Here is a 15,111-nt window from a genome sequence, read left to right as displayed (position 1 = left end):
AACAAAATTTAACCGCGAAAGGTCAACACGCCCTATAACTATTGAATAAGGAACAGGTTCATGACTACAACAACGCATATTCTTGGCTACCCACGTATCGGCGAAAAACGCGAACTCAAATTCACACTAGAGAAGTACTGGCGCGGTGAGATTAATCAATCTGAGCTCAAGCAGCTCGGCAGTGAATTGAGAAATCGTAACTGGAATGTACAAGCCGACGCGAATCTAAGCTTTGCAACTGCGGGTGACTTCGCATGGTACGACCATGTTCTAACAACGACTCTACTGCTAGGTCATGTACCTAAGCGTCACGCTGGTGGATCAGAAGATGAAAAAGCCTTCCCAGATTTAGATACCTTGTTCCGCGTTGGTCGTGGACAATCTCAAACACAATCCACCTGTTGTGGCGCTAAGCACGGCTTTGAAAGCGCTAAAGATGGTGCAGCAGCATCAGATATGACGAAGTGGTTCAACACTAACTATCACTACATTGTTCCTGAGTTCAGTAAAGACGACACCTTTGAAGTGAGCTGGCCACAACTGTTTGACGAAGTGAGTGAAGCGATTAAAGCGGGGCATAAAGTGAAGCCAGTTCTTCTAGGCCCATTATCTTACTTATATCTCGGCAAAGAAATGGAAGAGGGCTTTGACCGTTTAACCTTGCTTCCACGCTTGCTTACTGCTTACCAAGCGATTCTGGCAAAACTGGCCAAGTTGGGTGTTGAGTGGGTTCAAATCGATGAACCTATCCTTTCTCTGGAACTTGAAACTAAGTGGGCAGATTCATTCAAATTGGCGTATCAAGTGATTCAAGGCGATGTGAAGCTACTCCTTACTACGTACTTTGATTCTGTGACTGATACGTTAGATAAAATCGTAGAGCTGCCCGTCAACGGTTTACACATCGATTTGGCTGCCGCACCGCAGCAACTTGATGAAGTGGTGAATAAGCTACCTGAAAATTGGGTGCTTTCTGCGGGTGCAATCAATGGACGCAATGTTTGGCGAGCAGACTTAGCTGCGCAGCTTGAGTTGCTGCAACCTGTGAAAGACAAGCTAGGCGATAAACTATGGGTCGCAAGTTCATGTTCACTGCTGCATAGCCCGATTGACCTTGAGTTAGAAGAGACGCTTAGCGAAGAAGTGAAGAGTTGGTTTGCCTTTGCAAAACAGAAAGTGACAGAGGTGAGCTTATTGGGTGCAGCGTTAGACGGCGACCAAAATGCCATTTTAGCGTGTGAGACTTACAGCCAACCTATTGTTGCACGCAAGAGCGCGACTCATGTGAACAAGCCGCAAGTTCAAGCTCGTATTAACACGATTACTAAAGCGCTAGCAGAGCGCACTACTCCATACGCAGAACGTGCCGCGCACCAGTCTGAGGTGTTGGGTTTACCGTTACTGCCAACCACAACTATTGGTTCGTTCCCACAGACAGGCGAGATCCGTGTTCAACGTAGCGCTTACCGCACTGGCAAACTGAGTGAAGCTGAATACACAACCGCATTGAAAGGCCATATTGCGGATGCTGTTAAGCGCCAAGAAGCTTTAGATTTGGATGTGCTTGTTCATGGTGAAGCCGAGCGTAATGATATGGTGGAGTACTTTGCGGAAAACCTAGCAGGCTTTCAAACCACTAAGTTTGGTTGGGTACAAAGCTACGGCTCTCGCTGCGTGAAGCCGGCGATTGTGGTCGCGGATATAGAGCGTGAGAAGCCGATGACAGTAGAATGGTCAACCTATGCCCAATCTCTGACCTCGAAGCAGATGAAAGGGATGCTGACAGGCCCAGTCACTATCTTATGTTGGACATTCCCACGTGAAGACATCTCACGTAAAGAGATCACTAATCAACTGGCGTTTGCTCTACGTGATGAAGTGTCTGATTTGCAAGAAGCGGGCATCAACATTATCCAAATCGATGAACCAGCGATTCGTGAAGGTCTGCCACTGAAAAAGCGCGACCATGCAGAATACCTAGAGTGGGCGGTCGATGCCTTTAAGATCTCAGCGGCAAGTGCTAAACCAGAAACTCAGATCCATACCCATATGTGTTACAGCGAGTTCAACGAGATCATTGATTCAGTAGCCGCGCTAGATGCCGATGTGATTACCATTGAGACTTCTCGATCGAACATGGACCTGCTGAAAGCGTTTGAAGAGTTCAACTACCCGAATGCGATTGGACCTGGCGTTTATGACATTCACTCACCAAACATTCCTTCAGAAGAGTGGATTGTTGATTTACTTAAGAAAGCGGCAGAGAAAATTCCAGCGGAACGTTTGTGGGCAAACCCTGATTGCGGGCTGAAGACGCGTAATTGGACAGAGACGGAAGCGGCGCTGACTAACTTAGTTTCGGCAACTAAAGCACTGCGTAAAGAGTGGGGATCAGCCGAGGCATAATTCAGTCTAGGATTTTGATTGCTTCATAAAACAAAGGCCTCGCAAATGCGAGGCCTTCTGGTTTGATACTTGTTCGAATCTCGAGCTAGAAACTAGCGGCTGCTCTGACACGTCTCTTTGCTGATCAACTTCTCAACCATCAGTTGTCCGCGAGTGTTGCGAATCTTGATGTTGTAAGCCAAGCCCATATCGAGGTTTGCTCTCACTTCAGAGTTGGTGCAGTAACTATTCACGCTCATGTCTACAACTTGGTTTAAAGGCTTAGCACCTTTTGCATCTTGGTTGTAGATCATCATGATTTCGATAACCGTGTTTTTTGCTAGCACGCGCATGACCGACAGTGGGCCATACTCAATCGGCAGGCCTGCAGATAAAACGCCAGCTCGGTGCTGCGCCATCATCTCTAGCTGTCTTTGTTCGTCTTGCTCACTTGAAGCACAGCCTGCAAGCAGAGTTAAAGCCAGTGAGCCAATAATCCATTTTTTCACGTTAAAATACTTTCTTGAATGGTTTTACAATCACATTTTGGTAAACGCCAGCATCAATGTACGGGTCAGCGTCTGCCCATGCTTGTGCATCTTCCAAAGAGTTAAATTCAGCAATCACAGTTGAACCTGTAAAGCCCGCTTCGCCAGGGTTATCTGAATCAATAGCCGGCATTGGACCCGCTGTTAACAGTCGGCCTTCATCGTGAAGTGTTTGTAGGCGTTCTAGATGTTGTGGGCGAACACTTAGGCGTTTTTCTAATGAATTTTCGACGTCTTGAGAAAAAATCACGTACCACATATTGAGATATCCTTATTTTACTTCACTAAATTTGGGGCGTTTAAATTCGCTATCTTGCTAATTTACGCGAACTAATTGGTATTGGAAGGGTTAATGATAAGAAATTGTGAATTGGTGCGAGAGAGTTGTATGGTCGTTAGGGCGTGTTGACCTTTCGTGGTTAAATTTTGTTCGGGTGGGGACGCCTAGTCAAAAGCGTTTTAATCGCGGCGAGGGGGAAGTCGCCTAGTCATTCTAAGCAAATCTCCCTCAACAAAGAGTAAAACGCTTTTTGCGGGGGCGCCCAGCTCGAACCCTTCGGGCAGCGTTTGCTGGTCATTTCTACTACGTTATCGGCTTCTCATGTAGGCTAGCTACACATCGACGCCTCTGCCTTGTATAAATACCCAGCAACTCGCTTAATAAAAGGTGTTATTTGTTGATTGGGCGAGGCTTACCACTTTCATCAACCGCAACGTAGTTGAATGTCGCGCCACATACCTTGTAGCGGTCACCGATACCGTGGTCAAGTACAGGTTTAACCCATACTTCTAGGTCGATATTCATCGAGCTGCGACCAATCTTAGTGCAGTCACCATAAACACACACAACATCACCCACAGAAACTGGCTGTTTGAACTCGATACTCGATACTGAAACCGTGACTATCTTGCCGTTAGAGATCTCTTTCGCCAGTATGCCGCCCGCAAGGTCAAGTTGAGACATTATCCAACCACCGAAAATCTGGCCTGCTGCATTTGTATCAGAAGGCATCGCTAATGTGCGAAGAAGTAAAGAACCAATCGGGTTCAAAGTTGATTGAATAGTCATTGTCGTACTCTTAATGGTATTGATTGTTTTATATAAAAATAGATGTGTTTACGAGACTCGCGGTGGTCGAATTTTTAACGTCTTCACCGAACACAAATAATCAGCGGCCAATGATCACGAGTATCATTGGCCAATCGCATATTGATAATAATTGTATCAAATAGGGTATGAGGACTCATCCCTAAGGGTTACTTCTCGTCGGTATTTTTATCCGTTAACTCTTTCTGCTGGTCTTTTTGTAGATGCTTGTAGATGTAGACACCAGTAAGCAAGGTGAAGAGCAAGGTAGCGATGAGCAAACCAAACACTTTGAAGTTCACCCAAACATCCAACGGTAGGCTGAAAGCAACGTAAACGTTGAGAACGGCACATAGGGTAAAGAACAGAGTCCATGCCCAGTTGATCTTGCCCCATACCGAATCAGGCAGTGTGATCTCTTTGCCTAACATACCTTTAATTGCTGATTTGCCCATGATGTGACTGACCGTCAAACCGATAGCAAACAGTGCGTAAACGATGGTGACTTTCCATTTAATGAAGTTGTCATCGTGCAAGAATATGGTCATGCCACCAAATATGGCAACCATTAGAAAGGTGATGATCTGAATTTTTTCGACTTTCTTGTAGATGAAGTACGTCAAAATAATTTGAACTGCAGAGGCAACGATCAAAGCACCGGTCGCGGTATAGATGTCGTACATCTTGTAGAGCGCAAAGAAAATAATGAGAGGAATGAAATCAAGAATTTGTTTCATGAGACACTGACTATCCAGTTAGTTGAGTTGCTGACAGTCTAACGAAAACTGTCTCGATGCTAAATAGCCCGAGACAATTGGGTGCTAATTAATTCCATGTAAATGCTTTATCTAGTCGGATCTTTTCAACATCGAGTTGGATAACGTTATCGCATTGATGTGGTTTGGTAGCGAGGTATTAGCTTCTTGATATCTTCAAGGTAACCTTCGCTCTTTAAGCTGTCTAAGGTGTTTTCGAGCTCTTGCTCACTCATGGCAAAACACGTCGATTTGCCTGTCGTTAGGTCGAGATACTCGTGATATTCACGCTCTGTGAAGTGGCCAATTCTGTCCATTAATAAGGTTTTAATTCCATGGTGAATCAAGCCGTAATACGTATGTCTTTGTAAGGTCATAGCCTATCCTCCGTGACAAGCTGCAGTGAAACTGTTGCAACCTGCTGTATATTGGTTGGGTTATCTATGACAAAGCAATTCGAATGCCATTTTCTCTAATTGAACGGAACATTTTCCCTACCAAATAGAATTGAACTTCTTTTCAAATAGTTAAAGCAAGATACGTTCTATTCTCTGACAACCAATACGTAACAGACATAAAATAGTTTCATTTTGAGAATGGTGAATTTCTCATTATGACGTAATACTGCCGATTATAGTGGAGCCTACCAACGATGATTGCCGCTAATCGACGAGCCAATCAACCAGCGTAGATAAGGATGTATTTTGTCGATTCTTAGGCTGCAGCAAGAAGTAACCATTTCCAGAAAAGACACTGCCTTCACTCACTTTCACCAACCTGCCCAAATCAATATCTTGCTTAGCCAGCGTGATATCGCCTATGGCAATGCCAAACCCTTGAATGGCTGCGTTCATCGCTTGATCGAGTGTCGCGAATTGTTGGTTGTTCTTGCTTGAAAGGTCGTGGCTGCCTATGTGTTCCAACCAAAGCCGCCAATCACTCTGCTCATTGTTGGCGTGCAACCAAGTGTATTGGGCGAGCTGATGTGGCTTGATGATGGTCGACGCGTCGTTGACAAGATGGCTTTGCGTAATGCTTTGCGCTTGGCAAACGGGCGCTAGCTGCTCGTTAAACAATAACTGGCTGATAATCGATTGCTGGTTTGGCTTCTTACCATAGGTAATTACGGCATCAAACGGGTCAAAGCTTGGTTCGAAGACGTGCTTGATGGTCGATGTGAGTTCGACATCAATTTCAGGATAGGCTTGCTGAAAAGACATCAACTTAGGTAGTAGCCAAGAGGTAATACAGCTCGGTGCGTTGAGTTTGATCTTGGAGGGAGAGCTAGCCACTTGATTTAGAGCCGATTGCAGCTGATGAATCGTTCCTTGTATCAGGGGAACCAGTTCTTCTCCTTTCGGCGTTAAAGACAACCCACGAGCATGGCGATAGAAGAGATCACAGCCAAGGCTTTCTTCAAATGACAATACCTGACGGCTCACTGCACCTTGCGTAACATTGAGCTCATGTGCGGCGCGCGTAAAGTTGAGATGTCTTGCCGTCGATAAGAACGCGAGCAAGGTTTTGGTTGAAGGAAGTGTGCGATTCATATCTTTACCTATGATTTTTTATCATGGCAATTATGTGATTATTTCGATTCATTTATCAATAGTGTTCTGTTTGAATGTAAATACTTAATCATCATTTGTGATTCAATATGTGTATTAGTCGCATTTTTTGAATATGAAGGCAATGGTGAAGACATTGTGATTTTGTGAAAGGGATAGCTTCTTGACATCTTTTATCGATAGTTTAGTACCTCAGGCTGTAAAAAAATTAATACCTTATCAATCAGCAAGAAGAATTGGTGGTGATGGACGTGTCTGGTTAAACGCCAATGAATTGGAAAGCTCGCTGTTTCTAGGAGAAGCAAGCCACAACCGATACCCAGACTTCTTACCACAAGATATTGCTAAGGCTTACCAAGATTACTGTGGCACTGATGCCTCGACTGTTGCTGTTCGTGGTGCAGATGAAGCGATTGATTTGCTGATCAGAACATTCTGTAAACCGGCGAGCGACAACATACTTATCTGCTCTCCAACGTATGCGATGTATGAGTTTTGCGCTGATGCATTGGCGATCGATACCTTGGACTCTCCGTTGCAGGAAGATTTCAGTCTTGATGTCGCTGATATCGTGAATAAGGCAGAACTGGCGAATATCGTGTTTCTTTGCTCACCAAACAACCCAACGGGTAATGTGATTCCTAAATCGGATTTGATTCAGGTACTGGAAGGCACGATTGGGAAGTCGCTAGTGGTCGTCGATGAAGCGTATATCGAATTTGAACCACAAACGTCAGCCGTTAGCCTTATTGAGCGTTATCCGCACTTGGTTGTGATTCGCACCTTGTCTAAGGCATTTGGATTGGCTGCGGTTCGCTGTGGTTTTATCCTAACGAGTCAAAATGTGATGCAGTATGTCGCGAAGCTGATTCCACCGTATCCGATGCCAGATTGCTCATCGCAAATCGTGCTAGACGCTTTGTCTGATGAACGAGTCTCAGTGATGCAAGACGCGACGCAGAATCTGGTTGAGCTGCGTAACTGGTTTGCTTGTGAGTTAACGCAGTTTGATTTCATCGAGTCTGTTTACCCTTCATCGACAAACTTCATTTTGCTGCGTCAAAAAGCTGGGCACGAAGTGTTCAGTGTCTTGGCGAAGGATGGCATTGTGACAAGGAACCAAAACCATGAACCTGCTTTACGTAACTGTGTTCGAATCAGTATTGGTAGCCAAGAGAGCATGCTAGAAGTGATAACGTCACTAACACGTTACCAAACCGAATTAGAACAGAGTCAACAAGGCAAACAAATTCAACAAGCTCAACATAAAGAAACTCAATCTCAACTCGATAAAGATCATATCTAGGATGGCAATGATGAAAAAGATAATACTAGGACTCGCTTGTGCGGCCGCTTTACTTGGTACAACGGTACAGGCGAAAGAAATCCGTTTGGCGTCGGACTTTACGTATCCGCCATTCAACTATAAAAACAGCGACGGTGTGCCTGTCGGGTTTGATATTGAGATAGCTGATGCCTTGTGTGAGCAAGCTAAACTCGATTGTACATGGGTTTCACAAAGCTGGGATTCTCTAATTCCAAGTTTGTTGGCAAGAAAGTCAGATGTGATTATGGCTTCGATGCGTATTACTGAAGATCGTAAGCGTAAGATCTTATTTACTGATAAGTACTACCAAACACCAGCCGTATTTGTTGCTGCTAAAAGCGCAGAATTCAGCGTTGATGAGGCAGGCTTAGCGGGCAAAACCATCGGTGTCCAGCAAGGTACGATTCACGATCGCTACGTAACCGACAAGTTTGGCAGTGTTGCCAACATTAAGCGTTATACAGGGCAAGATGAAGTGTATCTGGATCTGCAAAATGGTCGTTTAGATCTAACCTTCGGCAACTCAGATCAACTTTCATTGGCTTTCTTAGATAAGAAAGAAGGTGAGGGTTTTGAATTCAAAGGCAAAGCAGTAACCGACAAAGCCTACATTGGCGAAGGTACGGCGTTAGCACTAAGAAAGCAGGATTCAAAACTGGCGAAAGAATTCAATGCCGCCATTGAAGAGATCAGAGCAAACGGTACTTACGACAAGATCGCCGCTAAGTACTTTACGTTTGATATCTATGGCGCTGATTTGTAATTCGTCTAACGCCTAAAAATTAGGACGCCAAAAACAAAAATCCGAGGGCTGTAAGGCGCTCGGATTTTTGTTACAAACAATTCATCCTCTCAAGCTTCTTTCTATTGCCTTTATCTATTCTTGTTACCTAAATCCAGCCGAAAACCTTGCCTTCATCACCTCACAAAGCACTGTTCACGACTCGCGTTTTCGAACGAGGAGACCTTCTTTGTCGTGCTCCATAACTGAATTTAATGTCTTAAAATAGCATAAATATATCAGTTCTTTTTTGCTAAGAGATTGTTCTTAAAGTAGTTGAAAGTAATCAAAATTCCCCAAAAATCCAAAGTAGGGCTACTTAATGGTCTAATTAGTCCCAAATATGATTGGTATCACAATCAATTAGGTTCTCAGGCTAATAGATAAACCTTAGCTCACAAAATATACACATATTATTGTAATACAAAATTCATAGGGTAAGAATATTGTAATGAAACGTTACTGCTATGAGCGATGTGCAATTGAACGTTAGATTTCAAACTTAGCTATAGCGTTGCATATAAAAACTGTACCTCTTACAAAATGGATTCTGGAGAAGAACATGAAAAAACACCTACTGACGATTGCAGCGGCTTCAATTCTTATGGCATTTGGCGCTCAAGCAAAAACTTTGACGTTAGGACATGCAATGTCATTAGAAAGCGCAGCTCACCAAGGCATGGTGATCATGGCTGATAAAGTTAAAGAAAAATCGAATGGTGACCTTACGATTAAGATCTTTCCAAACGGTCAATTAGGCTCTGAACGTGACCAAGCGGAGCAAGTTGTTACTGGCGCGATTGATATGGCCAAAATCAATGGTGGGTTAGCCGAATCTTTTGAACCAACGTTTAAGGTTAATGCACTGCCTTTCTTATTCCGTGACGTTCCACATATGAGGACCTTCATGCGAAGTGAAGCTGCACAAGAGATGTTGCTTTCAAGTGAAGGTAAAGGCTTCATCGGTCTTACATTCTATGATTCAGGCACACGTAGCTTCTACGCTAAGAAAGCCATCAACTCACCAGCTGATCTAGCTGGCATGAAAGTTCGAGTTCCTGGTTCTCCAACCATGATGGAAATGGTTAACCTACTTGGTGGTAAAGCAACGCCTGTACCTTTCAATGAGGTATACACGGCTCTGCAACAAGGTGTAATTGATGGCGCTGAGAATAATATTTCTAGCTTAGTTGAAATGAAACACAGTGAAGTTGCCAAATTTTACTCTATGGACCAGCACATGATGACACCTGACGTGATCATCATTTCAGAATACAAATGGGGTTCTTTAACGGCTAACGAGCAAAAAATCTTAAAAGAAGCTGCAGCTGAGTCTCTTGAAGAGCAAATCAAAATCTGGGACGCAACAGATGACATGAACAAAGAGAAAGGAATGAAAGCAGGCGTGACGTTTGTTGAAGTTGATAAAGCCCCTTTCCGTGCCGCTGTTAAACCTATGATTGATGAAGCCAAAAAAGACCCTAAATTAGCTTCATTCATTGAAAAAATTGAAGTTCTTTAATCAGTCTTAGTGAAAATATAATTTTGCCTTGGCTTTGCTAAGGCAAAATTTTTTGAGGTATCACATCATGTTAGCAACTTTCAGAAACCTACTTGATAGGTTGATTCTTTTTGTCTCTTCTTTTGCATTAATGTTACTTGTCGTTACTGTCACTTGGCAGGTTTTTAGTCGCTATGTTTTGAATGACCCAAGTAACTGGACTGATGAACTTGCTCGTTATGCGATGGTATGGCTTGGATTATTAGGAGCAAGCTACTTATTCGGTATCAAAGGGCACTTAGCTATAACGTTATTAGATGGTTATCTTAAGGGTAAAGCGCATATAGCATTACATCTACTCATCAATGTAATTTCTGGCGCATTTGTATTTCTTGCAATGCTTCAAGGTGGCATCGCCTTAATGGGAAGAACCACGCAACAACTCTCTCCAGCACTGCAATTACCGATGTCGACGGTGTATTCAATATTGCCGATTTCAGCCGTTATCATCCTCATCTATTTGGTCATGAATACGTTTGATCTTTTTTGTGAACCCAACAAAAAGTAAGTTTTAAAAGGACTCTATATTATGGATTTGTCCATTGGTGTTTGGCTGCTAGGCCTATTCTTATTCATGATCGCGATAAGCATGCCGATTGCGATTGCAATTGCCATGTCATCTTTAACCATCATGTATTTCATCTTACCGTTTGAAGTCGCGAGTATTACTGCGGGTCAAAAAATCATTACCGGTATCGATAGTTTCAGTTTATTAGCCATCCCTTTCTTTATCCTCGCTGGGAATATAATGAATGTGGGTGGCATCGCGAGTCGACTTATCAACCTTGCAAAGCTCTTGGTTGGTTGGATCCCTGGCTCACTTTTTCACGTGAACATCTTCGCCAATATGATGTTTGGCGCCGTTTCAGGATCAGCCGTTGCAGCAGCAGCTGCGGTTGGTAAAACCTTAGGTCCTGAATTAGAAAAAGATGGTTATGATAAAAACTTAGCAACAGCAGTAAACGTTGCATCCTGCCCAGCAGGCTTACTAATACCGCCGAGTAATTCACTGATCGTATTTTCAGTGGTATCGGGTGGAACATCCGTTGCGGCGTTGTTTATCGCAGGTTATGTCCCAGGTATTTTAATGGGCTTAAGTTGTATGGTCGTCGCCTATTTCATCGCTAAAAAGAAAGGCTATAAAACAAGTGCCAATGACGGCTTCACAGCGAAAGATGTGCTGAATATTGTTTGGCAAGCAACGCCAAGCTTAGGGCTTATTGTTGTGGTTATTGGCGGTATTATTGGTGGTGTTTTCACTGCGACAGAAGGGGCGTGTATCGCGGTTCTTTACTCTTTTATACTGTCACTCTGTTACCGAACCCTCAAATGGGCACACTTCCCGGTAATTTGTAGAGAAACCGTTCAGGTCACTGGCATTATGTTGTTCTTGATTGGTGCTTCTACCATTATGTCATGGGCAATGGCTTTTACTGGTCTACCAACCATGATCAGTGATTGGATGCTCTCTATTTCAGACAATCCGATTATCATCTTTATTCTGATGAATCTGATTCTACTGATCGTGGGTATGTTTATGGATCTGACGCCAGCCGTATTGATCTTTACCCCTATCTTTATGCCGATTGCTGAGCATTTGGGCATGCATCCCATTCACTTTGCGATGATGATTATCTTCAACTTATGTATTGGTATTGCAACGCCACCCGTTGGCACGGCGCTATTTGTAGGTTGTAGCGTCAGTGGCTCCAAGATTGAAAACGTTATAAGAAGTATCATGCCGTTTTGTGCCGTATTGATCGTCACACTGTTGGCTATTACTTTTATTCCTGAAATTAGTTTGGCTCTGCCTCGTGCGTTTGGATTAATCAATTAGCCTTACAAGGGTAAGATTTGCCGACTCAATATTGATCATCACCTAATAAAAAACCGCCTGTATGAAGGCGGTTTTTTTAATCAAAACTGAAGCTTAATATTACGCTTGCTGTTTTTGTAGCTCAGCTTCTTTCGCTTCGTCTTCAATTAGAGAATCAACGATGACTGCACATGCTGCATCACCAGTGATGTTCAGAGCAGTACGGATCATGTCGAAGATACGGTCTAGAGCGAACAACAGAGGTAGACCTTCGATAGGGATACCAGCCGCAAGAAGAACCGCAACCACTAGGAAAGAAGGACCAGGAACACCTGCTTGACCAACTGCACCTAGGGTAGACGTTACGATGATAGCAACGTAAGCACCCATAGACAGGTCGATGTTGAACAGCTGTGCGAAGAAGATAGCAACTAGGCCGTAGTAAATTGCGTTACCAGACATGTTGATCGTCGCACCAAGAGGCAGAACGAATGAAGCCGTAGAGTTGCGAACGCCAAGTTCTTTCTCTACCGTTTCCATTGTTACAGGCAGTGTCGCCATTGAAGAGGCTGTTGATAGTGCAACCGCTTGAGGCTTCTTCATTGCTACTAGGAACTTCTTAGCTGAAGTCTTAGTGAAGATTTGAATCATTAGCGGGTAAGCAACAAAACCGAAGATTAGAATCGCAGCGATGTAAATAACGAACAGTTTGAACACAACCATAAGTGCGCCAAAACCGAATGTACCCACAGCTTCTGCCATTAGGCCGAATACGCCAAGTGGTGCAATGATCATGACTTTGTTGATCATCCAAACCATAGCGTCAACAATCGCGTTTACGCCATTGATGATAGGGTCACGTTTTTCTTTCGCTTGCTTAGAAAGCGCGATACCAAAGAATAAGCAGAAAACTAGGATTTGCAGAATGTTTGCTTCATTCAATGATTGGAAAACGTTGGTAGGGATCATGCCAGTAATGGTTGCCCAGAACGTTGGAAGTTCGCCTTTCGCAGCGTATTCAGAAGAGAACATGCCTTCTACGCCAGAAACATCGATACCACGACCCGGTTCGAATACTTCACCCATTACAAGCGCTAGTGCTACAGCAAGTGCAGACGTTAGTGCGAAGTAACCCAGTGTTGTTACACCGACTTTACCAGCCGATGAGCTATTACCTAGACCAGCAGCACCTGAAATTAGGGCAACCGCGACTAGAGGGATAACCAGCATCTTGATCAAGTTGATGAAGATAGCACCCAGTGGAGCGAACATAGTTGCGCTGTCACCCATCATCGCGCCGACTACGGTACCGATGATCATTGCAATAACGACTTGAACGCCGATATTGCTTAGTAAACCCTTTTCTTTTAACACTTCCATAACCTCTGTGCTACTAAATATAAAAATCCCAGAACTACTCACCAATGTACGATGTACCATTGGATTAATATTTCGCGAGAAGTTTTACACGTATCCTTTACATTTATCAATATGAGCAGAGATGAAAGCCCTCGAAAAGTAGGTGGTTTAATGTTATTTGTTGTTTTTCTATACCGATGCAATCGTTTGCTTTGTTTTTTATTGCTCTGATATTTGCGGGGTTTATAAAAGGATTCTTGTTGGGTGTTTTGTGAATGGTTTTGAGGTGTTGGTATTTGACTTGCTTTGTTAACATTTGGTTTTCATTTTTGGGTGTTTTTTGGTCTTAAGATTTGAGCTAATTCAAAGGTGCGTGTTGTGTGAAATTTAGCCTGAACTATGCTTAAGGTATCTATTTATTACCAAGATGTTACCTCTACGCTTTAAATAAAACGTCTATCTAGCATCTCAGTTGTAAGGAGAGGGGCTATGACTTTTATATTAAAGTACTTGTTTGCGTTTCTTCTGTTGTTCAGCTCTGTGTTTGCTCAGGCCGATGATGTCTGGGTGATTGAGGTGAATGGAGGGATAGGTCCTGCGACCAGTGACTACCTCACTAGAGAAATAGAACAAGCTCACGATGAGCAAGCGAAGCTCATTATTTTGAAAATGAACACGCCCGGCGGGTTAGATACGTCGATGCGAGATATTATCCGATCCATCACCACCTCACCAATTCCGATAGCAACTTGGGTTGGGCCTGCTGGCTCACGTGCGGCGAGTGCGGGAACCTACATTCTACTTGCTAGCCACATCGCCTCTATGGCGCCCGGAACCAATTTGGGCGCAGCCACGCCAGTGTCTCTTGGTGGTGGCAAAGCGCCGACTAATCCATTATCTCCTCAAGACGATGCTAATAAAGATGACAACACGTCAGCGAGCGAGCAAGACGAAACAAAACAACAGAACTCAGACCAAGTAAAAGCCAGCACTGCGATGGAGAAGAAAGTCATCAATGATGCTGCAGCTTACATTGTCAGTTTGGCTAAGCTACACAATCGGAATGAAGAGTGGGCTGAAAAGGCGGTAAGAGAAGCGGCGAGTTTGGACTCAGAGAACGCGCTAACACTTAATGTGATCGACTTTATTGCTAGCGACCTTCAGCAATTGGTTGAGCTGAGTAACGGACGCACCATCACCATCAACGGTATCAATCAGGAAGTTCAACTTAGTGAGGTGGCTTTTGTCGAGCGTGAACAAGACTGGCGCTTTAGTTTGCTTTCGGTGATTACTAATCCAAACGTCGCTTACATCCTCATGCTCATTGGCATCTATGGCTTGTTACTGGAGTTCTATAACCCTGGAGTCGGCTTACCGGGTGTATTGGGCGGTATCTGTTTGTTGTTGGCGATGTACTCCTTACAAATGCTGCCTGTGAGCTACGCGGGCCTTGCCTTAATTCTATTGGGAATAGCCTTAATGGTCGCAGAGGCCTTTAGCCCTAGCTTTGGTATTTTCGGTTTGGGTGGCGTTGCTGCGTTTACGCTCGGTTCAATCATGTTGATGGACACCGAAGTGCCCGGTTATCAAATCGCATTGCCGTTAATTATCGGGATCAGTTTGTTCTCTGTTGCCTTTATTGTCGTAACTATCTCTATGTTAGTCCGAGTGAGAAACAAGCCTGTGACTACAGGGATGGAGGCGGTGGTTGGTGAGACAGGTAAAGTTGTCAGCGGTTTCCCAGGTGCTGGCCGAGTGCTAGTTGAAGGTGAAATTTGGCAAGCTCAATGCGCCAGTGAACTGCAAGCAGGGCAGCTTATCAGAGTGACCAAACTGACTGGGTTGTTGTTGGATGTTGAGGCGCTACCCGACGAGATACCACCGAGGCCAAGTTAGCGCGGAATACAGGGATACACTTGATTGA

General features: G+C 44.0%; 14 protein-coding genes. 7 read left to right on the top strand and 7 right to left on the bottom strand.

Going from position 1 to position 15,111, the window contains the following annotated elements; genetic code table 11:
- The first annotated feature begins 60 nt into the window (after positions 1-60).
- Positions 61-2,406: a 5-methyltetrahydropteroyltriglutamate--homocysteine S-methyltransferase gene (gene metE, locus MSG34_RS06815; RefSeq protein ID WP_248336800.1), complete on the top strand. Its 2,346-nt coding sequence runs from the start codon at positions 61-63 to the stop codon at positions 2,404-2,406.
- Positions 2,407-2,498: 92 nt separating this feature from the next.
- Here the strand turns inward: metE and MSG34_RS06810 are convergent, their stop codons facing one another.
- From MSG34_RS06810 to MSG34_RS06785, 6 genes are all read right to left on the bottom strand, one after another.
- Positions 2,499-2,894, bottom strand: coding sequence for a GspS/AspS pilotin family protein (locus tag MSG34_RS06810; protein WP_248336798.1), 396 nt, complete (start codon positions 2,892-2,894; stop codon positions 2,499-2,501).
- Between the two features lies 1 nt (position 2,895).
- The gene (locus tag MSG34_RS06805; RefSeq protein ID WP_004741234.1) at positions 2,896-3,192 is read right to left on the bottom strand and encodes a YciI family protein; all 297 of its coding nucleotides are present in this window, start codon (positions 3,190-3,192) and stop codon (positions 2,896-2,898) included.
- A gap of 411 nt (positions 3,193-3,603) precedes the next feature.
- On the bottom strand, positions 3,604-4,002 hold the full coding sequence (gene yciA, locus MSG34_RS06800) for an acyl-CoA thioester hydrolase YciA (protein ID WP_017061510.1): 399 nt from the start codon (positions 4,000-4,002) through the stop codon (positions 3,604-3,606).
- Positions 4,003-4,190: 188 nt separating this feature from the next.
- Positions 4,191-4,757, bottom strand: a complete 567-nt coding sequence (locus tag MSG34_RS06795; protein WP_248336796.1) for a septation protein A — start codon at positions 4,755-4,757, stop codon at positions 4,191-4,193.
- A gap of 146 nt (positions 4,758-4,903) precedes the next feature.
- Positions 4,904-5,152 carry a hypothetical protein gene (locus MSG34_RS06790; protein WP_004736516.1) on the bottom strand — a complete coding sequence of 83 codons (249 nt, stop codon included), beginning with the start codon at positions 5,150-5,152 and terminating at the stop codon, positions 4,904-4,906.
- Between the two features lie 285 nt (positions 5,153-5,437).
- The gene (locus MSG34_RS06785) at positions 5,438-6,325 is read right to left on the bottom strand and encodes a LysR substrate-binding domain-containing protein (protein WP_081229873.1); all 888 of its coding nucleotides are present in this window, start codon (positions 6,323-6,325) and stop codon (positions 5,438-5,440) included.
- Positions 6,326-6,506: 181 nt separating this feature from the next.
- Between MSG34_RS06785 and hisC the strand changes: the two genes are divergently transcribed.
- The 5 genes from hisC (at position 6,507) to MSG34_RS06760 (ending at position 11,849) form a co-directional block, all read left to right on the top strand.
- Entirely contained in the window at positions 6,507-7,649 is a 1,143-nt protein-coding gene (hisC, locus tag MSG34_RS06780; RefSeq protein ID WP_248336794.1) for a histidinol-phosphate transaminase, read from the top strand.
- Between the two features lie 10 nt (positions 7,650-7,659).
- The gene (locus MSG34_RS06775) at positions 7,660-8,433 is read left to right on the top strand and encodes an ABC transporter substrate-binding protein (protein ID WP_248336793.1); all 774 of its coding nucleotides are present in this window, start codon (positions 7,660-7,662) and stop codon (positions 8,431-8,433) included.
- 580 nt (positions 8,434-9,013) lie between these two features.
- On the top strand, positions 9,014-9,973 hold the full coding sequence (locus tag MSG34_RS06770) for a TRAP transporter substrate-binding protein (RefSeq protein WP_050654376.1): 960 nt from the start codon (positions 9,014-9,016) through the stop codon (positions 9,971-9,973).
- A 67-nt stretch (positions 9,974-10,040) separates the two neighbouring features.
- Complete coding sequence (locus MSG34_RS06765; RefSeq protein WP_048613908.1) at positions 10,041-10,520, top strand: TRAP transporter small permease; 480 nt, start codon at positions 10,041-10,043, stop codon at positions 10,518-10,520.
- A gap of 21 nt (positions 10,521-10,541) precedes the next feature.
- A complete protein-coding gene (locus MSG34_RS06760; protein ID WP_248336791.1) occupies positions 10,542-11,849 on the top strand; it encodes a TRAP transporter large permease in 1,308 nt (435 codons plus the stop codon).
- 99 nt (positions 11,850-11,948) lie between these two features.
- Here MSG34_RS06760 and MSG34_RS06755 read toward each other — a convergent pair whose 3' ends face one another.
- Positions 11,949-13,268 (bottom strand): dicarboxylate/amino acid:cation symporter, encoded by a 1,320-nt coding sequence (locus MSG34_RS06755; protein WP_348983359.1) that lies wholly within the window; start codon positions 13,266-13,268, stop codon positions 11,949-11,951.
- Between the two features lie 408 nt (positions 13,269-13,676).
- Between MSG34_RS06755 and MSG34_RS06750 the strand changes: the two genes are divergently transcribed.
- On the top strand, positions 13,677-15,083 hold the full coding sequence (locus MSG34_RS06750; RefSeq protein WP_248336787.1) for a nodulation protein NfeD: 1,407 nt from the start codon (positions 13,677-13,679) through the stop codon (positions 15,081-15,083).
- Positions 15,084-15,111: the final 28 nt, after the last annotated feature.

The sequence above is a fragment of the Vibrio sp. 1CM2L genome, from assembly GCF_023161695.1.
In the GTDB taxonomy this organism is placed as follows: domain Bacteria; phylum Pseudomonadota; class Gammaproteobacteria; order Enterobacterales; family Vibrionaceae; genus Vibrio; species Vibrio coralliirubri.
This window is presented reverse-complemented; position numbering and strand designations above follow the sequence as displayed.